Origin of the sequence: Methylobacterium sp. Leaf94, assembly GCF_001426045.1 — a bacterium.
GTDB lineage: Bacteria > Pseudomonadota > Alphaproteobacteria > Rhizobiales > Beijerinckiaceae > Methylobacterium.
In genome coordinates this window covers 212807-233463 of sequence record NZ_LMRM01000064.1, presented here as the reverse complement: position 1 = coordinate 233463, position 20657 = coordinate 212807, and the positions used below count along the sequence as shown (strand labels likewise).

Sequence of the window (20657 nt, the reverse complement as noted above, 5' to 3'; positions counted from 1 at the left end):
GCGAGACGGGTCCCGCCCGGGCTCGGTCGGGGCGGGTGGCGGCCCGTCCCGAGGTCAGTGGGAGAGCAGGCAGCAGACGGTGGACCGCGCCAGCAGATCGCGGGTGACCCCGCCGAAGAACCACTCGCGCAGGCGGCTGTAGCCGTAGGCTCCGGTCACGATGAGATCCGCCCCGAAGGCGCCGGCGGCGCCCTCCAGGGTTTCGGCCACGGACCAACCCGCGGGCGCCATCGCCTCCGCGGTCGCCGGCACGTCGTGCAGGGCAAGGTAGGCGGCAACGTCCTCGATCTCGGAACGGTCGCGGGTCTCGGCCACCCGCACCACCTGGACGGCGTCCGCACGACGCAGGAGGGGCAGGGCGTCCGACAGGGCCCGGCGGGTCTGGAGCGTGTTCTTCCAGCCGACCACGATCCGGCGCGCGGCGAGGTGCTCGAGACCCGGCGGGACGGCGAGGACCGGGCGACCGAGGCCCATGAGCACGTCGCCGACCGGGACCGCCATGCCGGGCGACACGCCCGCCTCCTCCCCGTCGCGCCCGACCACGACGAGGTCGGCGGCGCGGGATTGCTGCTCCAGGAAGGGCACCGGGGCGGCGAGGTCGGAGCGCCAGGCGACCCGGTCGTTCAGGCAGGATGCCTGCCGGAAGACCCGCTCCGCGCCCGCGAGCCGATCGAGGGCGGCCTGGCGGATCTCCTCGATGGCCATGCCCGCCGGCACGATGCTCTCCCCGAACCCCTGCGGATATTCCGGCAGGCAGCCGGCCGCGCCGATCAGGCGGGCGCCGAAGCGGTGGGCGAGTTCCGCCGCCAGGCGGACCCGCGCCGCGGCGTGACGCCCGTCATCCACCGCGACCATGAGGCTTGCATAGGACATGGGATCCGCTCCTGGGCTCGACCGCGAGAGGCCGTCAGGGTGCGGCCCGCGGCGAGGCCCGGCCTTGATCTGTCTCAACCGCATGCCGGTCCCGGCCCGGGCTGTCGCCGGACGAGCCACGGACGGGACCGATCGCTCGCACGCGAGACCTTCTCGGCGTCAGCGCTCCAGGGACTTCAGGTAGGCGATCAGGGCCGCGGCCTCGTCCGGATCGAAGCGGAATTCCGGCATGCTCGGGTGACCCGTGCGGATTCCCTCGGCCAGGGCCTCGCCGAGATTCTCGACAGGGTAGCGGGCGTGGAGTTCGCGGAAGGGCGGTGCGATGCGCAGCGGGCTCGCTCCAGTTCGCTCGACAGCATGGCAGCGGGCGCAGTCGGTGCGTGCGATCGTGGCGCCCCGCTGTACCGCCCGGTCCCAGGCCAGCGCGGGGCCGCCGAGGGCGAGGGAGGCCAGCAGGAGGTGCCAGGCGGCGGAGGGGGCTGTCCGGCGCATCAGTGGCTCATCAGGCAGCAGAGGGTGGTCGCCTGCAGGACGTCGCGGGTGGCCCCGCCGAAGATCCACTCGCGCAACCGTGTATGCCCGTAGGCGCCCATCACGATGAGGTCGGCGTCGGCGCGCCGCGCGAACTGCAGGACCGTCTCCGCGGCCTCGGCGCCGGGGCTCGGGAGGAGATGGGTGGTCACCGCGGCTCCATGCCCGGACAGGTAGGCGGCCACGTCCTCCGCACCCTCCTCGTGGGCACCGGGCCCCGCCACCACGAGGTGGACGGCCTCGGCCCGGCTGAGGAACGGCAGGGCGTCCTGCACCGCCCGGCGGGATTCCCGCGTGTCCTTCCAGGCCACCACGATCCGTTTCGCCGTCAGGCGCTCGACGCCCGGCGGCGCCACGAGCACCGGGCGGCCGACCGCCATCAGGAGGGCGCCCGCGGCGATGCCCATGAGACCGGGATCGCCGTCGACCGGCCCGTGACGACCCACCACGACCACGTCGGCGGCGCGCGCCTGGGTCGTGAGATAGGCCGTGGGTTCGGCGAGCGCCGCCCGCCAGGCCGTGCGGATTCCGCGGCCAGCCTCGCGCAGGAACACCGCCCGCGCTTCCGCGAGCTGCTCCCGCGCACGCCGGTCCTCGATCTCGTAGATGCGTTCGGATTCGCGGACGTCGCTGACGGCGATGAGGGCGGGCACCTGCCGCGCGGCGACACCGGTCAGGGTCGCGTCGAAGCGCTCGGCCAGGCTCGCGGAGAGCTGGACCCGATCCGCGGCGGCCGCGCCGAGGTCCAGCGACACCATGACGCTCGAAATCTTCATCTCTGCCTCCCGTGGTCCGGCCGTCCGGACCGGACGGGACATCGTGGGGCGCGCCCTCCGCCCGGTCCTTGATCCATCGCAAGGGGTGGGGTGTGGCGTGGTGGTGCCGGCCTGTTCGCGACCCCTAATCGCGCAGGCGTCTCGCCAAGGGGACCGGACCGGGACCGAACCCCTCGGCGGCCACCGACCGAACGACCCGGAGCAGGGCTGCGACGTCCATCGGACGGTCCGTCCCTGCGTCCGGCTGCGGCGCTGCCGGCTCGGCCGGCCCCTGGCCCCGCGGCCCGGCGTGCCCTTGGCCGTCGACGGTCGTCCGCCGCCGCCGGGACAGCCGCGCCCGCAACCAGCGCGGCAGGGGGCGTCCGGACCGGCCCCGCGATCCCCAGACTCGCTCGTCGTCGACAGCCATGCGGCGTCTCCCGTATCCTCTCGATCGTCGGTGCCGCCCCGCGCCGTCCGCATCGGGGCCGCGGCCCCCTTCGCCTTCACGTCGGACGGGCCAGCATGAGCCGGAGCGGCGTGGGGGTCACGACCACGGAAAGGAGCGCAAGACCGAGCGCCTGGAGGCTGCCGATGCTCCGGTGGCGAAAGAGGTCCGCGACGATCGGATCCGCCGACGGTCGCGCTCCGAGGATGTGCGGCACGCCCGTCGCTTGGACCGACCGGACGGAAGCGGATCGCAAGACGATCGTCACCGGAGCCTCCTGTTGCCGTTTGCGGTCGCGATGATGACCGCGGGGCCGGCGCGCACCTTGCGGTGGATCAATGTGACGCCACGGGGACTCCGGACCCTCCGCTTCCGGTCGCGGCGACGGGACGGGCCACGGCACGGAAGCGAAGGCGTGGCGGGCGTCCGCCCGGGGCGGGCCGACGCGACAGGACCTCCCCGGCCGTCCACGAAGGACGGCCGCGAGGCCGCCGCCTCAGCGCAGGATGCGGGGTGCCGGCGTTCCGGCCGATGGGTCGGGCCCATCCGCATCGCACAGGCCGGCCCAGAGCTTCCACTCGGTCCAGGCCTGCTCCAGGGCCGCCACGGCCGCGTCCCGCGAGGACACGGTCGCGCCTCGCCGGAACGGAGACGCCCCGATGTCGAGGTGCAGGCCCCAGGTCCATTGCGCGGCGGGCGGGGGATCGTCGCGGATGCAATCCACCCGCCCGACGATCAGCGCCCCGCTCGTGATGACGTAGGTCTCGCGCGGGTGGTCCTCGAGGCGGGTGTAGATGAGCTGCGCCACGATGCAGTGTGCCTCCGTCCCCCTCGGGCGTCGTGCCTCCGACGGCCTCGCCCCGGCATCCTACCGCAGAGACCGCGCGCGCGAAGCGGCCGGTTTTCCATCCGAAACGGCCCTGCGGGGGCGGGTCGGTCGCTCGGACACGAAAAAAGCCCCGGCGGCGCAGCGGCCGTCCGGGGCTCGATCCATGACGGGCGGCGCGGCCTTCAGAGGCGGGCGGTCTCGCGGCGGTTGAAGGCGAGGGCGCAAAGCGTCGCGACCGCGCCGGAGAGCAGGTAGACGCCGACCCAGGACAGGCCGAAGCGGCTGGAGACGCTGAGCGCCATCAGGGGCGCGAAGCCCGCGCCGATCAGCCAAGCGAGGTCCGAGGTGAGGGCGGCGCCGGTGTAGCGGAAGCGGGTGCCGAGATTTGCGGTCACCGAGCCCGAGGTCTGGCCGTAGGAGAGCCCGAGCAGGCCGAATCCGATCAGCACGTAGATGGTCTGGCCGAGCTCGCTGTCACCGAAGATGATGGGCGCGGCGATGCTGGCCAGGGCGAACAGACCGATCAGGCCGGCCGCCACGCCAACCAGGGTCCGCCGGCCGATGCGGTCGGCCAGGACGCCGGAGAGCACGATGGTGCCGGCGGCCAGGAAGGCGCCCGAGCACTGCACCAGCAGGAACTCGCCCGCCGAGCGGCCGGTGAAGAGGTGGATCCAGCTGATCGGGAACACCGTCACGAGATGGAACAGGGCGAAGCTCGCCAGCGGCACCACGGCGCCGATGAGCACGAACCGGCCGTGCGTACGCAGGAGCTCCAGCACCGGGGTCGGCTCCAGCTCCTGCATCTGCAGCATCCGCGAGAATTCCTCGGTGGCCACGAGCCGCAGGCGGGCGAAGAGCGCCACGACGTTGATCGCGAAGGCCACGAAGAACGGGTAGCGCCAGCCCCAGTCGAGGAAGTCGGCGTTGGAGACGTTGCCGAGGAAGAACGCGAACAGGGCGCTCGCCAGCATGAAGCCGACCGGTGCACCGAGCTGCGGGATCATCGCGTACCAGCCGCGCTGCTTCTCAGGGGCGTTCAGTGCCAGCAGGGAGGCAAGTCCGTCCCAGGCGCCGCCCAGGGCGAGGCCCTGGCCGAAGCGCAGGGCGGCCAGGATCCAGATCGAGAGGGCGCCGAGCTGGTGGTAGTTCGGCAGGAAGCCGATCGCCATCGTCGAACCGCCGAGCAGGAACAGCGCGATCGTCAGCTTCGCCGCGCGCCCGTGACGCCGGTCGATCTCCATGAAGATCACCGAGCCGATCGGGCGGGCGATGAAGGCCAGGGCGAACAGCGCGAAGGCGTAGAGCGTGCCGGTCAGCGGATCGGCGAAGGGAAAGAACACGCCGGGGAAGATCAGAACCGAGGCGATGCCGTAGACGAAGAAGTCGAAATACTCCGCGGCGCGCCCGATTACGACGCCGATGGCGATCTCGCCCGGCGCCACTTTGTGATCGCTCGACGCCTCGTGCGCGTCGCGCTCCAGCGATGAGGAGGAGGGCAATGCGGAGTCTGCGCTCATCAAGGAAACCGTACTCGCTTCATGCGTTCGAGGCCGAATCAGGCGCGGGTGGCGCGTGAGGCCCTGGGATATGGGACACGTGTACGCCCTGCCATTTGTCTGCGTCAAAGCGCAGCGTGACGCGCCCCGGGACAAAGAGCGCGGTGTTTTGGCGCGATCCGTGAAATCGTGGCAGGGTCCATAGCGTGCTTTGTCCTGCATCGGCTATGCCCGCAGCGCTGATCAGACGCGCCGCATGCGACTTGTCAGATTGATGCAATGCAGCGAATTGAGACCCGACGATAACGCCTTCGGTCAATCGGGGCCGTTGGACGTCGCTCATCCGAGATGGTGCCAGACGAGTCCATGCCGGTCAAAACCCTTCGTACGCTCGCGCTCCTCCCGCTGTTCGGACTCCTGTCCGGCTGCAACATGGTCCTGATGCAGCCCTCCGGCGACATCGCAACGCGCCAGCGCGACCTGATCCTGGCCTCCACCGGCCTGATGCTGCTCATCATCATCCCGGTCATCGCCTTCACGCTGCTGTTCGCGTGGCGCTACCGGGTCTCGAACACCAAGGCCGAATACGATCCCGACTGGCACCACTCGACGCAGCTCGAAGTGCTGATCTGGTCGGCGCCGCTGGTCATCGTCATCGCCCTCGGGGCCCTGACCTGGATCAGCACCCACACCCTCGATCCCTACCGTCCCCTGAGCCGCCTCGACGCAGACCGGCCGCTGCCGGCGGGGGTCAAGCCGCTGACGGTCGAGGTCGTCGCACTCGACTGGAAATGGTTGTTCTTCTACCCAGATCAGGGCATCGCCACCGTCAATGAACTGGCGGCTCCGGTCGATGTGCCGATCTCCTTCAAGATCACTTCCGCGACCGTCATGAACTCGTTCTTCATCCCCGCGCTCGCCGGGCAGATCTACGCCATGGCCGGCATGGAGACGAAGCTCCACGCGGTGATCAACAAGGCCGGCACCTACGAGGGCCTCTCGGCCAATTACAGCGGCTCCGGCTTCTCGCGGATGAACTTCAAGTTCCACGGCCTCGACCAGGCCGGGTTCGACCAGTGGGTCGCCAAGGTGAGGGCCGAGGGCAAGCCCCTCGACCGCCAGGGCTACCTCGCCCTGGAGAAGCCGAGCGAGCGCGAGCCGGTGCGCTACTTCTCCACCGTGGAGAACGGCCTCTACGGCGCGGTGCTCAACATGTGCGCCGTGCCGGGCAAGATGTGCATGAACGAGATGATGCACATCGACGCCATGGGCGGGGCCGGCAAGGAGAGCCACGCCAACCGCGAGCGGCTGGAATACGACAACCGCTACGCCGAGCAGGGCATCGAGGCGCCGGGCGCCACGGTCGGCGGCTCCGGCCGCGAATCCCACAGCCGGGAGCAGCCCGAGGGCATGAAGCCCAAGAGCATCGCACCGGAGGTGAAGCCGGACTCGGCACCGGAGCATTCCGGGCACGACCACGGCGGTCACCACGGCGGCCCGGCCGGTGACGGCAAGGATTCCAAGGGCTCGGACTCCGTCGCGCCCGGTCAACTGAATCGATAAACGCGGACGCTTCGGTCGCCCGCACCCCCATTCGGCACACTCCTCTCACGAGTAGGTCCCATGTTCTCCAATCCGGATCTCCAGAAGCTCCTGTTCGGGCGGTTGACGCTCGACGCCGTGCCGCTTCATGAGCCGATCCTCCTCATCACCTTCGCGATGGTCGGCCTCGGCGGCGTCGCGGTGCTCGGTGCGCTTACCTATTTCCGCCTCTGGGGACCCCTCTGGCGCGACTGGTTCACCTCCGTCGATCACAAGAAGATCGGCATCATGTACATCGTGCTCGCGCTGGTCATGCTCCTGCGCGGCTTCGCCGACGCGCTGATGATGCGCGCCCAGCAGGCGATGGCCTTCGGGCCGAACGAGGGCTACCTGCCGCCGCACCACTACGACCAGATCTTCACCGCCCATGGCGTGATCATGATCTTCTTCGTGGCGATGCCGCTGGTCACGGGCCTGATGAACTTCGTCGTGCCGCTGCAGATCGGCGCCCGCGACGTGGCCTTCCCGTTCCTCAACAACTTCAGCTTCTGGATGACGGTGAGCGGCGCCGTGACCGTGATGGCCTCGCTGTTCGTCGGCGAGTTCGCCCGCACCGGCTGGCTGGCCTATCCGCCTCTCTCGGGGCCCGCCATGAGCCCGGGGGTCGGCGTCGACTACTACATCTGGGCGCTCCAGATCGCCGGCATCGGGACCCTGCTGTCGGGCATCAACCTCATCGCCACCATCGTGAAGATGCGGGCCCCCGGCATGACCATGATGAAGATGCCGGTCTTCACCTGGACCGCGCTCTGCACCAACATCCTCATCGTCGCCGCCTTCCCCATCCTCACGGCCGTTCTCGCGCTGCTGTCGCTCGACCGCTACGTCGGCACGCACTTCTTCTCGAACGACCTCGGCGGCAACCCGATGATGTACGTGAACCTGGTTTGGATCTGGGGTCACCCGGAGGTGTACATCCTCATCCTGCCGGCCTTCGGCGTGTTCTCGGAGATTGTCTCGACCTTCTCGAGCAAGCGCCTCTTCGGCTACGCCTCGATGGTCTACGCCACCGTCGTCATCACGATCCTGTCCTACCTCGTGTGGTTGCACCACTTCTTCACGATGGGCTCGGGCGCCAGCGTGAACTCGTTCTTCGGCATCACGACGATGATCATCTCGATCCCGACGGGTGCGAAGATCTTCAACTGGCTCTTCACCATGTACAAGGGCCGCATCCGGTTCGAGGTCCCGATGCTCTGGACGGTCGGCTTCATGGTGACGTTCGTCATCGGCGGCATGACCGGCGTCCTGCTCGCGGTGCCCCCGGCCGACTTCGTGCTGCACAACTCGCTGTTCCTGATCGCCCACTTCCACAACGTCATCATCGGCGGCGTGCTGTTCGGCATGCTGGCCGGCATCACCTACTGGTTCCCGAAGGCCTTCGGCTTCAAGCTCGACGACTTCTGGGGCAAGGTGTCGTTCTGGTTCTGGCTGACCGGGTTCTGGGTCGCCTTCATGCCGCTCTATGTCCTCGGCCTGATGGGCGTCACCCGCCGCGTCCAGCACTTCGACGACCCGTCCCTCCAGATCTGGTTCATCATCGCGGCCTTCGGCGCCGTGCTGATCCTCTGCGGCATCGCCTCCTTCGCGATTACCCTGGTCGTCAGCGTCCTGCGCCGCGAGCAGCTGCGCGACACGACCGGCGACCCGTGGGGCGGCCGGACCCTGGAATGGGCGACCTCCTCGCCGCCGCCGGACTACAATTTCGCTTTCACGCCCGTGATCCACGATCACGACGCGTGGTGGGACATGAAGAAGCGCGGTTACGCCCGGCCGCTTCAGGGGTTCAAGGCCATCCACATGCCGAAGAACACCGCGGCTGGCATCATCCTCGGCGTGCTGAGCATCGTCTTCTCCTTCGCGATGATCTGGTACATCTGGTGGCTTGCGGCCTTCAGCTTCGCCGCGATCGCGGTCGTCGCGATCGGCCACACCTTCAACTACAACCGCGACTTCTACATCCCGGCCGACGAGGTCGTCCGGACGGAAGGCCAGCGGACGTCCCTGCTGGCGGAGCGTGTCTGAGATCATGGCAACCCAGTCTTCCGCTGCCATGAACTTCGAGCCCGGCCGAAGCCCGTCGGTGACGATTCCCCAGGTCGATCCGACGGCCTTCTACGACGCCAAGGGCGAGCATCACCCGGAAGGGAGCACGATGCTCGGCTTCTGGCTCTACCTGATGAGCGACTGCCTCATCTTCGCGGCACTGTTCGCCACCTATGCGGTGGTGGGCCGGAACTACGCCGCGGGGCCCTCGCCGAAGGATCTGTTCGACCTGCCGCTGGTGGCGTTGAACACCTCGATGCTGCTGTTCTCCTCCATCACCTACGGCTTCGCCATGCTGGAGATGGAGAAGGGCGACCTCAGCCGCGTGCAGATCTGGCTGGCGATCACCGGCCTGTTCGGCCTCGCCTTCGTGGGGCTGGAGCTCTACGAGTTCCACCACCTGATCCACGAGGGCGCGACGCCCCAGCGCAGCGCCTTCCTGTCGGCCTTCTTCACCCTGGTCGGCACCCACGGCCTGCACGTCAGCCTCGGCATCGTCTGGCTGGTGACGCTGATGGCGCAGGTGCACAAGCGCGGGCTGGTGCCCGAGAACAAGCGTCGGCTGCTCTGCCTCAGCATGTTCTGGCACTTCCTCGACGTGATCTGGATCGGCGTCTTCACCTTCGTGTACCTGATGGGAGTCCTGCAATGAGCGCCGCGTCGAAGGCAGGACACGACGATCACGGGCACGGACACGGGCATGCCGACGGCGGCAGCCACGGGACCTTCAAGGACTACATGACCGGCTTCGTGCTGTCGGTCATCCTGACGGCGATCCCGTTCATCCTGGTGATGGGCAACGTACTCGGCAACGACCGCATCACCGGCATCGTCATCATGGGCTTCGCGGTGGCGCAGATCGTGGTGCACATGATCTACTTCCTCCACATGAACACGAAGTCCGAGGGCGGCTGGACCATCCTGGCTCTGATCTTCACCCTGACGCTGGTGATCATCACGCTCGCGGGCTCCTTGTGGGTGATGTACCACCTCAACACGAACATGATGCCGCAGCACATGCACATGGGCTGATGGCCAGCCCACGACCGGGGGCGCGGCGCTCCATCTTCGCGCTCGCGGCCCTCGCCGTCACGGGGCTGATCCTCGTGGCGGCCCTCGCGGCTCTGGGGACCTGGCAGGTCCAGCGCCGGACCTGGAAGCACGATCTGATCGCCCGGGTCGAGGCCCGGGTCCATGCCGATCCGGTCGCGGCGCCGGGCCCCGGAACCTGGGACGGGCTGAAGGCGGATGCCGACGCCTATCGCCGGGTGCGGACGAGTGGGCACTTTCGCAACGACCGCGAGACTCTCGTTCAGGCCGTCACCGATCTCGGCGCCGGTTTCTGGGTGCTGACGCCTTTGGAGCGCAGCGACGGTACCGCGATCCTGGTCAATCGCGGCTTCGTCCCCGCGGACCGCCAAGACCCGGCCGCGCGGGCGGCCGGACAGATCGCTGGCGAGACCACCGTCACCGGGCTCCTGCGCCTGAGTGAACCGGGCGGGGCCTTCCTCCGCAGCAATGCCCCCGAGGCCGGGCGCTGGTACTCGCGCGACGTCGCCGCCATCGCGGCGGCGCGGGGGCTCGCCGACGCCGCCCCGTACTTCATTGATGCCGACGCCACCCCGAATCCCGGCGGCTGGCCGGTGGGCGGGCTGACGATCGTGCGGTTTCCGGACAACCACCTCGTCTACGCGATCACCTGGTACGTCCTCGCCCTGATGGTCCTGGGCGCGGTCGGCTACACCCTCCTCGATGCCCGCCGCGGCGCGGGGCGGGCATCGGCCTGAGGTCAGGCCGCGGCGAGGCGCTGCAGCCAGGGGCCCGCTCGCACGACGTCGGCCTGCGAAAGGCCGTGCCCGACGGGCAGGGTCTCGTGCGTGACGGTGGCGCCGGCAGCCCGCAGGCGTTCGGCGAGCGACCCCACATTGGCCGCGGGCACGATCGGGTCGGCGGCGCCCGAGAGCATCAGCACCGGCCGGCTGGCGAGATCCACCGGTAGCGTCTCCCGCAGGGGCACCATCGGGCGCAGGAGCACCGCGCCGGCCAGCACCTCCGGGTGCAGGAGCAGCAGGGTCGCGGCGATGTTCGCCCCGTTCGAGAACCCGACCGCCACCGGCGCGGCGAGGCCGTAGGCCGTCCGCGCCGCGGCGACGAAGCCGGCGAGGTCGGCGGCGCGTCGGCGGAGATCGGCCTCGTCGAACACGCCCTCCGCGAGTCTGCGGAAGAAGCGCGGCATGCCGTTCTCCAACACCGCGCCGCGGGGGGAGAGCAGCGCGGCGCCGGGCAGCAGGGTCCGCCCGAGGGGCAGGAGGTCGGTCTCGTCGCCGCCCGTCCCGTGCAGGAGGAGGAGCGGCGGCAGCCCGGCCTCGGCGGCGGGCTCGAAGCGATGGGTGAAGCGCTGGGCTCCCCCCCAGGATGGTTCGGTCATGACAACCTCGCGACGATCGGTTGGAGCGCGCCCGCTCCGGACGGAGCGAGCGCTTGTCTTCGGCCGGTTTCGTTCAGGCCACTTCGGGCAGGTGCCCCTCGATCTGGGCCCGGTGGGGTTCGAGGAAGGCCGGCAGCTTGAGGTCGCGGCCCAGGGTCTCCACCGGCTCGTCGACGGCGAAGCCCGGGACGTCGGTGGCGATCTCGAACAGCACCCCGCCCGGCTCGCGGAAGTAGACCGAGCGGAAGTACTGCCGGTCGCGCTGCTCGGTGACCCCGAGCCCGTAGGTGCGGGTCAGCGTCTCCACCATCCGCGCCTGCTCCGCGTCGTCCGCCGCCCGGAAGGCGATGTGGTGCACGGAGCCCGCGCCCTGCCGGCCGCGGAGGAACTCGCCCACCGCCCGCAGGGTGACGAAGCCACCCGCGGGCGCACCGCTGGCGTAGCGGGTCGCCGCCCCCTCGCGTCCGGCCTCGTGGAAGCCGAACACCTCGGTCAGGATCGCCGCCGTGCCCTCCGCCTCCTTGAGAAGCAGGGTGACGCCGTGGAACCCGCGGATGGCGTGCTCCGCCGGAACCTCCGCGCCCGTCCAGGGCGCATCGGTCTCCGCCGCCTCGGTGCCGACCAGGGCCAGCATCAGGCCGTCGGGGTCGCGGAAGCGCAGGGTCGGCTCGCCCAGCACCTGAACCAGGGTCTCGTGGGCGACGCCCTTCTCGATGAAGCGGTGGGTCCACCAGCCGATCGAGGCGCGCGGGACCCGGAAGGCGGTCTCCTGGGTCTCGCCGATCCCGACCCGGCCAGGGGCCGCATGCGCGATCGGGAAGAAGGTCAGGATCGTGCCGGGGCGGCCGGTCTCATCGCCGTAATAGAGGTGGTAGGTGCCCGGATCGTCGAAGTTGACGGTCTTCTTCACCAGCCGCAGGCCGAGCACCCGGGTGTAAAAGTCGACGTTGCGGGTCGCGTCGCTGGAAAACGCTGTGACGTGGTGGATGCCATTCTGCGACATGGGACGATCTCCTGGGGGCCGCACCGCGCCGGGACCGGCCGTGCTGCGATGACCGGAAGATGCGCCTTGCCACCGCGTTCGAAAATGGAAACGATGGAAACGCATCGTTTCTGAAAGACCATCGATGAAGCTTCCCGATTTCGAAGCCTGGGCCATCTTCGCCAAGGTGGTCGAGACCGGATCCTTCGGCCGTACGGCCGCTGAGCTGGGCATCACCACGGGTACGGTTTCCAAGGCGGTGACCCGTCTGGAAGTGCGGATCGGGGCGCGCCTGTTCCACCGCACCTCGCGCAAGCTCGCTCTCACGGAGGCCGGCGCCTCGGCCCGGGAGGCCGCCGCGCGCATCCTCGCCGAGGGCGAGGCGGCCGAGGCCCGGGCGCAGGACGCGGCGGCGCAGCCGCGCGGGAAGGTCCGGCTCGCCGCGCCGATGTCGTTCGGGGTGCTGCACGTGGCGCCGCTCCTGCCGGATTTCCTCGCGGCACATCCGGGCCTGAGCATCGACCTGCATCTGGGCGACGATCTGATCGACCTCGTCGGCGGCGGCTTCGACTGCGGCCTGCGCATCGCCGCGCTGACGGATTCCTCGCTCCGGGCCCGGCGGCTCTGCGCGATTCACCGCTCGCTCGTCGCCACGCCGGCATACCTCGCCCGGCACGGATGGCCGGCCCATCCGCACGATCTCGCGGGCCATGCCTGCCTCGGCTACGCCTACCTGCCGAGCCCGGATCGCTGGCGCTTCCTGGGGACCGGCGGCGCGGAGGCCACGGTGGTGCCGGATGGCCCCCTGCGGGCGAACAATGCCGATGCCCTCGCGCCCGCCCTGCGTGCCGGCCTGGGCCTCGCGGTCCAGCCGGACTTCATGGTGTGGGAGGACCTGCGCGACGGGCGCCTGGTCCGGGCCCTGCCGGGCTGGACGCCGCCGCGGATCGACCTCCACCTCGTCACCCCGCCGGGCGATCCGCGCCCGGCCCGGGTCAGCGCCCTGATCGCCTATCTGGCCCACGCCCTCTCGGCCGCGCCCTGGGCGGCCGGGACCGGCACCGTCCCGGCGTGAGCCGCCGGCTCAGGCCTCGGCGATCTCCAGGGTCAGGCCGCGTCCGCGCAGCACCTTGTCGAGCCGCTGGCGCATTTCGGGGCAGAGCTGGTCCACGCGCAGGTGCAGGGTATCGCCCTGCGGCGTCCCGGTGACCCACAGGCGGTAGCGCAGGCCTTCGTCCCGGAGCTGCTCCAGCAGGCGCTCGGAGGCGATTCGGTTGGCCTCGTTGTTCATCGCGATGAGGCGTGCATCCATCTCGGTCTCTCCTGCTTGCAGAAGGGCAACGCGCGACGCGGCCTTTTTCGTCCCTGCGACCTGACTTCGTGGTGAAGCGAAGCGTGTTCGGGCGCCCGAAAGGGGACGGCTGATCTCCCGCTTAATCGGAACACGGGGCCGATGCCGAGGTTCACGGGCATGAGATCGCTGGAGGAGGGTGTGATGACACGCAGGGCCATGATCGCCGTGGCGGTGCTGCTCGCGGGACCGGCCGCGGCGCAATCGGTGAGCGAGAAGACGGGGGTGAATGCGCTGATCGGGGTGAGCCCCTCCACCGCCGATTTCGTGACCCAGGCCGGGGTCAGCGACCTCTTCGAGATCCAGACCAGCCAGCTCGCGGCCGAGCGCAGCGACGCGCCGACCAAGGCCTACGCTCAGAAGATGATCGCCGATCACGAAAAGACCACGGGCGAGCTGAAGGCCATGGTCCAGGGTGGGAAGGTCCAGGCCACCCTCCCGACGGCCCTCGACAGCACGCATCAGGGCAAGCTCGACACCCTGAAGGGCCTGCAGGGCGACGCCTTCACGAAGCAGTATCACAGCGATCAGGTGAAGGCGCACAAGGATGCGGTCGACCTGTTCCAGCGCTACGCGAAGGGCGGCGACAATCCGGACCTGAAGGCCTGGGCGGCCAAGACCGAGCCGGCCCTCGCGCATCACCTCAAGATGGCGCAGGATCTCGATAGGTAAGTCGCGTCCCCCCGGCGAGCGGTACGGCGGAGACCCGTCCCGACCCGCCGCCGGATCAGAAGACCTCGTCCGTGTGGACGTCGAAGCGGGCGAGGTGCGCGTAACCGAAGTTTGTGGTGATCGCCACGTCGGTCGCGTCGCGCCCGCGGGCCATGACGATCCGGCCGATGCGCGGCGTGTTGTGGCGCGCGTCGAAGGTGTACCAGGTCCCGTCGAGATAGACTTCGAACCAGGCCGAGAAATCCATCGGGTCAGGCACCGGCGGGATGCCGATATCGCCGAGGTAGCCGGTGCAGTAACGCGCCGGAATGTTCATGCAGCGGCAGAACGCGACGGCGAGATGCGCGAAATCGCGGCAGACGCCCTGGCGCTGCATGAAGCCGTCCCAGGCCGTCCGGGTGGCATCGGCGCACATGTAGTCGAAGCGGATGCGATCGTGCACGTAGTCGCAGATCGCCTGTACCCGGCCCCAGCCGAGGGGCGTGCCGCCGAACAGCGACCAGGCCGTCTCGGACAGCTTGTCGGTGTCGCAGTAGCGGCTGCCCAGGAGATAGACGAGCACGTCGTTGGGCAGGTTCTGCACCTCGATCTGCTGGGCGTTGGGCGCATAGGCGTCGGGCAGGCCGGAATCCTGGACCACGAAATCGGCCGAGATCGTCAGGCGGCCGGGGGGCGTGACGATGCGGGTGCAGATGTTGTCGAAGACGTCGCGATAGTCCTGCGACGGGATCGGCGGATCGAACTGGATGACGTGGGGGGTCAGGACGTCCGGCATCCGTGAGGGGTGCACGCTCAACGCGAGGATCATCGGCGTTGGCTGAACCGATTCGAAGGCGATGTCGAACCCAGTCCTGATCTTCATATCCACCACCTGATCCTGTCGAGAAACACACGCTCTTCACTTGCGACCGGGCGGCGGTTACCGCGCCGGTGCGTCAACGCGCCAGATCCGGATCCGTCGCCCGAGGCCCCCCGGCCCCCGGCTCGACTTCCTGGACATCGACGCTCACCGTCATGCCCAGATCGTCCGCCGGAAACCCGAAGAACGACCCGTGCAGCGGGACTGCCTGGCGCGGGTCTCGCGCCACCGCGACCCGGATCAGATCCCGGTTTCCGACGATGCCGTTCGTCGGATCGAACTCGATCCAGCCCGCGCCGGGCAGGTAGACCTGCACCCAAGCATGAGTCGAGCCACCGCCCACGTGCCGATCGCGATCCCCGCGTGGGTTGTAGAGGTAGCCCGAGACGAAGCGGGCCGCCATGCCGAGGGCCCGCACGGCCTCGATCATCAACACCGCGAAATCGCGGCAGCTTCCGCGCTTCAGGCGCAGCGTCGTCACCGGATCCTGCACGCCCTTCTCGGAGCGGGCCAGATACGCGAAGTTGCGCCGGACGCTGCGGGTCATCTCGGCCAGAAGGTCCTGGGTCCCGATCCGTCCGGCGGGGGGCACGAAGCTGCGGGCCCAGGCGTCGACCTCGTTGCGCGGATCGGCGTATTGCCGCTCCATCGAGCGGCTGAGATCCGGGATATCGTCGGCTCCGTAGCCGAACGGGTAGAACGCCGCATGGGCGGCGATGGGGAAGACCGGCGCCGATTCCGGCGTGTGGTCGAGGGTGATCGCGCATTCGAAGGTGAGCTGCGCGGCCCGCCCCGTGAAGGTGGCCACGGCCACGCAGTTGCCGAAGACGTCGTGGAGCCAGCGCAGGCCGCTCGGCTCCGGCGTGATCTTCAGGGTCGCCGAGATCAGGCGCTGGTCGTAGCTGTCGCGAGGCCGGAACAGGATGCGGTGTTCACCGAAGGCCACCGGCTGCCGGTAACGGTAGGTGGTGCGGTGACGGACGGACAGGATGGGCAAGGCGAGGGGCTCCACCGCGCCGGATCGGCGTGGTCTAGTCGGCGCGGACGCTGGGTTCGGCGATGCAAGTCGTGCGCCGGAGCGCCCCGCCGCGGGAGCGGCGGAAACGCCTCTCGGCGGGGCGATCCGACCGGGTCAGGGCACGATGGGCTGGGGCACGGTGCTGGCGATTTCCGCCTCGCTCAGGAGATCGAACGGGCGCCACGGCTTCGGAATGAACACTGCCTGCTCCGGCAGGGTTCCGGGTCGTTCGGCCCGCCGGCCCGAGGTGACCACCATGCGGGCCGCCGGCCAGAGCAGGGCGACCGCGGAGGCGAGCTGGACCCCGTCCATCGCGCCGGCCAGGCTCACATCCGCGAAGACCAGGGCGACGTCGCCGCCGCGCTCGCGCATGATGGTGAGCGCGGCCTCCGCGCTGTCGCAGCCGATGGCGGTCAGGTCGGTGTCGCTCAGGAGCGCCTCGGCCAGCGCCCGCGTGGCGGCGTCGTCCTCGACCACGAGGGCGAGCTTGGATGGGCGGGGCTTGGCCGGATTGGGCTTGGCCACCGGTTCCGGTTCGACCTTGCGCACGAGGATCGCGAGGTGTTCCGGCACGCCCTCGGCGATCAGGTCGTCGTAGAAGGCGGCGAGGGCCTGGCCGATCCGGTCGAGCGACATCCCGGGACTCAGCGTGTCCGCGAGCGATGTCCGGCTGACGGCGGACGTGTCGTCCGCGTTCGTACCTTTCGGGTCCGGCAAGCAGGGCCTCCGCGGTGTGTGTCTCGAGGCGGGCCAGAAGGGCTCGCCGACATTAAAGCCGGGAGATCACGGTCAGTTGCGGGAAATCATCCCGGACGCTGTCCGCCTTGTGCGTTTCATCAGTCCGCCGTCGCGTCGGCATAGGCCAGGATTCCGGCCATGGAGCGCACGTCGCGGTAGCGTTCGCCGCGGGTGCTCATCATCGCTTCGAACTTCTCGTGCACCTGCGCCACCGACAGGCTGACGGCCTTCCGGCGCCCGCGCTGGGCGGCGAAGAAGATCGTCTTGTTGGCCCGGGCCGGGCCGGGCAGCATCTGCGCGGCGGCGGCCTTCGGCGTGTCGACCACGGTGGCGAGGAAGTCCTCGGCGTCGTCCGGGCCGAGGAAGTGGGCGAGGTAAACCTCGCCCAAGGTGAGTTCGCGGCCGATGCGGAGCGCGATGCGGGCGGCGTCGCGCTTCAGCATCTCGCCGGCCATCAGCGCGGACAGGTAGGGGTCGCGGCGCATCTCGAGAATGCGGGTCCGGTCGGCCGGATCGAGGACTGTGGGGCGTCCGTTGTCGCCCGCGACCACGAGGGCGGCATCCGTGGCGAGGCCGTATTTCGGCCCGAAGTCGCGCACCACGCCGAGCCAGGTCCGCTCGATGAACTGGAACAGGCCGGTCGCGGAGGACGTCTGGGCCTGGACCTCGGTCTTGAAGCTCGATTCCTTGTCGGCCACCGCCATCAGCAGGACGGGGTCGGTTTCCACCGCCTGCGCGGCGCGGACGATCTTCTGCACGAGGTGGCGCCGGATCTTCATCGGCCCGAATTCGAGGACCTCGTTCGGGTCGCCGACCGAGCTCTCGGTCAGGAGGTAGTCGTAGGAGACGCGGTCCACCGCATTGGAGCCGAGCTCGGTGTCGAGGTCATGGACCGGGGCGAAGGCGGAAGCGGCGGTGATCACCGCGCGGGGCGCGCTCGCCTGGGCGGAGGTCTGCAGGATGACCGGGACCGGCTGGATGCGCGGACGCGGCATGGTGATCTCAGTCATCGCCTGGGCCGACTGCACCACGCCGGTGTCCGGCCCGACGCCGTAGACCAGGACTCCGCCGAGGCCACCCGCCAGCAGCACCATGGAGAGCACGGAGCGGGCCAGGGCGGGACGGCTGCCGTGATCGCGTCCGATGCGGCCGCCGAGGGTGAGGGCATCCGATGACGACGGAGCGGCGCCGAGGCCGGAGCGCGGTGCGAGTGAGCCCTTGACGGGCGCCCCCTTGGCGATGGGGCCCTTGGCGAAGACGGTCCGTGACGATCCGACGTTTCGACCCTGCATCTGCGCGACCCAACCCCGTTCCTAAGCGACGGATTGAGATTAGCTTGACAGATGTGGCGACAACACGGCCCAGTTTGGGGCAATCCCGTGGCAAGATTGGCACGGTGTCCAGAGCGTTTTCGCACATCGCAGCCGGACGGGGCGGGACGCGAAACGCCGAACGCGGCCATGCCGGAGCACGACCGCCAAACAAATCTCATCGAGAAGGAATGGTACCACTGCCCCGGCTCGAACGGGGGACCTCTTGATCCACAATCAAGCGCTCTAACCAACTGAGCTACAGCGGCACTGCGGGCGATCTATCCCGACCCGCGCCGCATTTCAAGCCGCCTTCGTTCGATCGTCGGCAAAAGTGTGGACCATTCTCCCGTCGAGCCCGAGGCGCCGGGCGGGCGACGGCGCCGAGCGGTCGACGCCGGGGCCGCCGACGGGCTAAGCAGGGCGCGGGTCCATCTCCCTGCGCGCGTTCCTCCCGGCGCACGCTCCCGTTCACCGGTCGATGCCACCGCACGCCATCCCCTCCCGACCGCCGCTCGCCCAGCGGGTGCTCGTGCAAGCGCCCGGCCAGCTGCGCGCCCTCGTGCGCGGCAGCGAGATCGGCCTGATCGTCCTGGCCGCCCTGATTGGCTGCTGCGGCGGCGTCGCGGTGGCCGGAATGAACCGCGCGACACAGGCCCTGCGGGAGCTTCTCTACGGTCTGCCGCCGGGCTTGCGCCTGAGCGCGGCCACCGATCTCCCGCCCCTCGTGGTTCTCCTGGCGCCGGCCTTCGGCGGCGTTCTGCTCGCGCTCTTCACCCTGGCCCTGCGCTGGCAGCGACGGCCCCGGCGCCCGGTGGTCGACCCGATCGAGGCGAACGCCCTGCATGGCGGACGGATGTCGATCCGCGATTCCACCATCGTGGTGATCCAGAACACCATCTCCAACGGCAGCGGCATCTCGGTGGGAATGGAGGCGGCCTACACGCAGTTCTGCGCCGGACTGGCCTCGCGCCTCGGCCTCGCCTTCGAGCTGCGCCGGGCCGATCAGCGGACCCTCGTCGGCTGCGGCGCGGCGGCGGCCATCGCGGCGGCCTTCGGGGCGCCGCTGACGGGGGCGTTCTACGCCTTCGAGCTCATCATCGGCACCTATTCCATCGCCACGCTGACCCCGGTCGTTGTCGCCGCCCTCTGCGGCAGCGTCGTCGCCCGCGCCCTGGTGGCCCAGACCTCCCTCGTTACGGTGGAACGGGCCGATGCCGTGACCACGACGGTCCTGACCACCCTCGACACGGTTCCGAGCCTCGCCCTCGGACTGATCTGCGCCGGCCTCGGCATCCTCATCATGCGCGGCGTGACCCTGGTGGAAGCCGGCTTTCGCGCCACCCGCCTGCCGACCCTCTGCGTCCCGATTCTCGGCGGCCTGTGCGTCGGCGGGCTGGCGCTCATCGCCTCGCCGCAGGTCCTCTCCGGCGGACACGGGGCGCTGCACCTGCACCTCGACGCCCATGGCACCACCCTCGGCCTCTCGGCCCTGATCGTGCTGTTCGTCGCCAAGGCGACGGCCTCGGCGGTCTCCATCGGGTCGGGATTCCGCGGCGGCCTCTTCTTCGCCTCGCTCTTCCTCGGCGCGATCGTGGGCGAGATCTTCGCCGCCGGCATGCCGATGATCCTGCCCGGCTTCGCCGCGTTCGGGCTGACCCCGCTCGCCTACGCGGTGATCGGCATGAGTGCGCTCGCCGTGGCGGTGATCGGCGGACCGCTGACCATGACGTTCCTCGCCCTCGAACTCACGGGCAGCTTTCCGATCGCCGGCCTGGTGCTCGTGGCGGTGATCGCCTCGTCGCTGACCGTGCGGAAGACCTTCGGCTATTCCTTCGCGACCTGGCGCTTCCACCTGCGCGGCGAGAGCATCCGCAGCGCGCACGATGTCGGTTGGATCCGGACCCTCACGGTCGGCAAGCTGATGCGCCGCGAGGTGCCGACGGCCGCCCTCGACCAGAGCCTCGCCAACTTCCTGCGCAAGCACCCCCTGGGCTCGCCCTCCCGGGTGGTGATGGTGGACGGGCAGGGGCGCTATGCCGGCATCATCCTCGTGCCGGAAGCCCACGCGGCCCTGCTGGAGGCGGAGGCCGAGGCGCCGGGTCTCCCCGCGCTCCTGCGCCACACCCACGACGTCCTCACCGCCGACATGAACGCCAAGATCGCCACGGCGATCTTCGACCGGACGGAGAGCGAGGCCCTGGCGGTGGTGGATGACCTGAAGAGCCGCAAGGTCATCGGCCTCCTCACCGAGAGCCACACCCTCAAGCGCTACAGCGAGGAACTGGACCGGCAGCGCAGGGCGGTGCTGGGGGAGACGAGCTGAATTACTGGCCGGGCGGAAAAGCGCCGCGCGGTCACGGACGCCCCGTGGCCCGGCGCCAGCCGGCATAGCCGAAGGCGAAGAGGCTGGCCCCGCCCATCATCAGGAGGCTCCAGCCCCAGTCGCTCGGCACCTGCCCGTCGACCGGATGACCGGCGAGGCCGGAGGCCAGCACGAGGCCGAAACCGGTGACGACGGCGGAGAGCAGAAGCCCGAGGCTGATCCCGATACTCATCACGAAACGCCTCCCACGCAGGAGATCCGGGCGCCGCGGCGCGGGCGCGCAAGGGCCGACGCCGGGTCCTGGGCGGGACGCGGCGCCGGCAGGGTCGGATCAGGGGATCACTTGATCAGAGGGTCCCTTCGTCGAAGGGCCCCTTCATCAGGGGTCACTCG

Annotated in this window: 21 protein-coding genes and 1 tRNA gene; 8 read left to right on the top strand and 14 right to left on the bottom strand. The window is 69.7% G+C overall.

All coding sequences use genetic code 11. The features are described from left to right. Positions 1 to 54: 54 nt before the first annotated feature. From ASG63_RS23720 to ASG63_RS23690, 5 genes are all read right to left on the bottom strand, one after another. On the bottom strand, positions 55 to 873 hold the full coding sequence (locus ASG63_RS23720; protein ID WP_056222839.1) for a universal stress protein: 819 nt from the start codon (positions 871 to 873) through the stop codon (positions 55 to 57). A 159-nt stretch (positions 874 to 1032) separates the two neighbouring features. Beyond that, the gene (locus tag ASG63_RS23715) at positions 1033 to 1365 is read right to left on the bottom strand and encodes a c-type cytochrome (RefSeq protein WP_056222837.1); all 333 of its coding nucleotides are present in this window, start codon (positions 1363 to 1365) and stop codon (positions 1033 to 1035) included. Further along, positions 1365 to 2180: a universal stress protein gene (locus ASG63_RS23710; RefSeq protein ID WP_056222835.1), complete on the bottom strand. Its 816-nt coding sequence runs from the start codon at positions 2178 to 2180 to the stop codon at positions 1365 to 1367. The genes ASG63_RS23715 and ASG63_RS23710 overlap by 1 nt, the downstream gene beginning before the upstream one ends. A 923-nt stretch (positions 2181 to 3103) precedes the next feature. Beyond that, positions 3104 to 3415: a hypothetical protein gene (locus ASG63_RS23695; protein WP_056222827.1), complete on the bottom strand. Its 312-nt coding sequence runs from the start codon at positions 3413 to 3415 to the stop codon at positions 3104 to 3106. Between the two features lie 203 nt (positions 3416 to 3618). Beyond that, positions 3619 to 4953 (bottom strand): MFS transporter, encoded by a 1335-nt coding sequence (locus ASG63_RS23690; RefSeq protein ID WP_056222825.1) that lies wholly within the window; start codon positions 4951 to 4953, stop codon positions 3619 to 3621. Between the two features lie 345 nt (positions 4954 to 5298). Between ASG63_RS23690 and cyoA the strand changes: the two genes are divergently transcribed. The 5 genes from cyoA to ASG63_RS23665 are packed head-to-tail and all read left to right on the top strand — an operon-like array spanning position 5299 to position 10367. Next, positions 5299 to 6495, top strand: coding sequence for a ubiquinol oxidase subunit II (gene cyoA, locus ASG63_RS23685; RefSeq protein ID WP_056222822.1), 1197 nt, complete (start codon positions 5299 to 5301; stop codon positions 6493 to 6495). A gap of 60 nt (positions 6496 to 6555) precedes the next feature. After that, positions 6556 to 8559 carry a cytochrome o ubiquinol oxidase subunit I gene (gene cyoB, locus ASG63_RS23680; RefSeq protein WP_056222817.1) on the top strand — a complete coding sequence of 668 codons (2004 nt, stop codon included), beginning with the start codon at positions 6556 to 6558 and terminating at the stop codon, positions 8557 to 8559. Between the two features lie 28 nt (positions 8560 to 8587). Beyond that, positions 8588 to 9232 carry a cytochrome o ubiquinol oxidase subunit III gene (gene cyoC, locus ASG63_RS23675; protein WP_156389669.1) on the top strand — a complete coding sequence of 215 codons (645 nt, stop codon included), beginning with the start codon at positions 8588 to 8590 and terminating at the stop codon, positions 9230 to 9232. Beyond that, entirely contained in the window at positions 9229 to 9612 is a 384-nt protein-coding gene (gene cyoD, locus ASG63_RS23670) for a cytochrome o ubiquinol oxidase subunit IV (protein WP_056222804.1), read from the top strand. The genes cyoC and cyoD overlap by 4 nt, the downstream gene beginning before the upstream one ends. After that, positions 9612 to 10367, top strand: coding sequence for an SURF1 family protein (locus tag ASG63_RS23665; RefSeq protein ID WP_056222799.1), 756 nt, complete (start codon positions 9612 to 9614; stop codon positions 10365 to 10367). Before cyoD ends, ASG63_RS23665 begins: the two co-directional genes overlap by 1 nt. 2 nt (positions 10368 to 10369) lie before the next feature. On the opposite strand, the gene ASG63_RS23660 is transcribed toward ASG63_RS23665, so the two are convergent. Together ASG63_RS23660 and ASG63_RS23655 are read right to left on the bottom strand one after the other, a co-directional pair. Next, positions 10370 to 11008, bottom strand: coding sequence for an alpha/beta hydrolase (locus ASG63_RS23660; protein WP_056222796.1), 639 nt, complete (start codon positions 11006 to 11008; stop codon positions 10370 to 10372). Between the two features lie 73 nt (positions 11009 to 11081). After that, positions 11082 to 12011, bottom strand: a complete 930-nt coding sequence (locus ASG63_RS23655; protein WP_056222794.1) for a ring-cleaving dioxygenase — start codon at positions 12009 to 12011, stop codon at positions 11082 to 11084. Positions 12012 to 12135: 124 nt separating this feature from the next. Between ASG63_RS23655 and ASG63_RS23650 the strand changes: the two genes are divergently transcribed. Beyond that, positions 12136 to 13065 (top strand): LysR family transcriptional regulator, encoded by a 930-nt coding sequence (locus ASG63_RS23650; protein WP_056222791.1) that lies wholly within the window; start codon positions 12136 to 12138, stop codon positions 13063 to 13065. Between the two features lie 9 nt (positions 13066 to 13074). Here ASG63_RS23650 and ASG63_RS23645 read toward each other — a convergent pair whose 3' ends face one another. Continuing rightward, a complete protein-coding gene (locus tag ASG63_RS23645) occupies positions 13075 to 13302 on the bottom strand; it encodes a hypothetical protein (RefSeq protein WP_056222788.1) in 228 nt (75 codons plus the stop codon). A gap of 183 nt (positions 13303 to 13485) precedes the next feature. Here ASG63_RS23645 and ASG63_RS23640 point away from each other — a divergent pair, with 183 nt between their 5' ends. Then, on the top strand, positions 13486 to 14013 hold the full coding sequence (locus ASG63_RS23640) for a DUF4142 domain-containing protein (RefSeq protein WP_056222785.1): 528 nt from the start codon (positions 13486 to 13488) through the stop codon (positions 14011 to 14013). 55 nt (positions 14014 to 14068) lie between these two features. On the opposite strand, the gene ASG63_RS23635 is transcribed toward ASG63_RS23640, so the two are convergent. From ASG63_RS23635 to ASG63_RS23615, 5 genes are all read right to left on the bottom strand, one after another. Further along, positions 14069 to 14875 carry a transglutaminase-like domain-containing protein gene (locus ASG63_RS23635; protein ID WP_056222782.1) on the bottom strand — a complete coding sequence of 269 codons (807 nt, stop codon included), beginning with the start codon at positions 14873 to 14875 and terminating at the stop codon, positions 14069 to 14071. A 73-nt stretch (positions 14876 to 14948) separates the two neighbouring features. Further along, positions 14949 to 15869, bottom strand: coding sequence for a transglutaminase family protein (locus ASG63_RS23630; protein WP_056223026.1), 921 nt, complete (start codon positions 15867 to 15869; stop codon positions 14949 to 14951). Between the two features lie 135 nt (positions 15870 to 16004). Continuing rightward, complete coding sequence (locus ASG63_RS23625; protein WP_056222780.1) at positions 16005 to 16526, bottom strand: response regulator; 522 nt, start codon at positions 16524 to 16526, stop codon at positions 16005 to 16007. 200 nt (positions 16527 to 16726) lie between these two features. Continuing rightward, positions 16727 to 17920, bottom strand: coding sequence for a transglycosylase SLT domain-containing protein (locus ASG63_RS23620; RefSeq protein ID WP_056222778.1), 1194 nt, complete (start codon positions 17918 to 17920; stop codon positions 16727 to 16729). A gap of 210 nt (positions 17921 to 18130) precedes the next feature. Then, positions 18131 to 18207: transfer RNA gene (locus tag ASG63_RS23615), tRNA-His, on the bottom strand. A gap of 212 nt (positions 18208 to 18419) precedes the next feature. On the opposite strand from ASG63_RS23615, the gene ASG63_RS23610 reads away from it, so the two are divergent. Continuing rightward, entirely contained in the window at positions 18420 to 20264 is a 1845-nt protein-coding gene (locus ASG63_RS23610) for a chloride channel protein (protein WP_056222775.1), read from the top strand. Positions 20265 to 20295: 31 nt separating this feature from the next. Here ASG63_RS23610 and ASG63_RS23605 read toward each other — a convergent pair whose 3' ends face one another. Next, complete coding sequence (locus ASG63_RS23605) at positions 20296 to 20496, bottom strand: hypothetical protein (RefSeq protein ID WP_056222772.1); 201 nt, start codon at positions 20494 to 20496, stop codon at positions 20296 to 20298. Between the last annotated feature and the right edge of the window lie 161 nt (positions 20497 to 20657).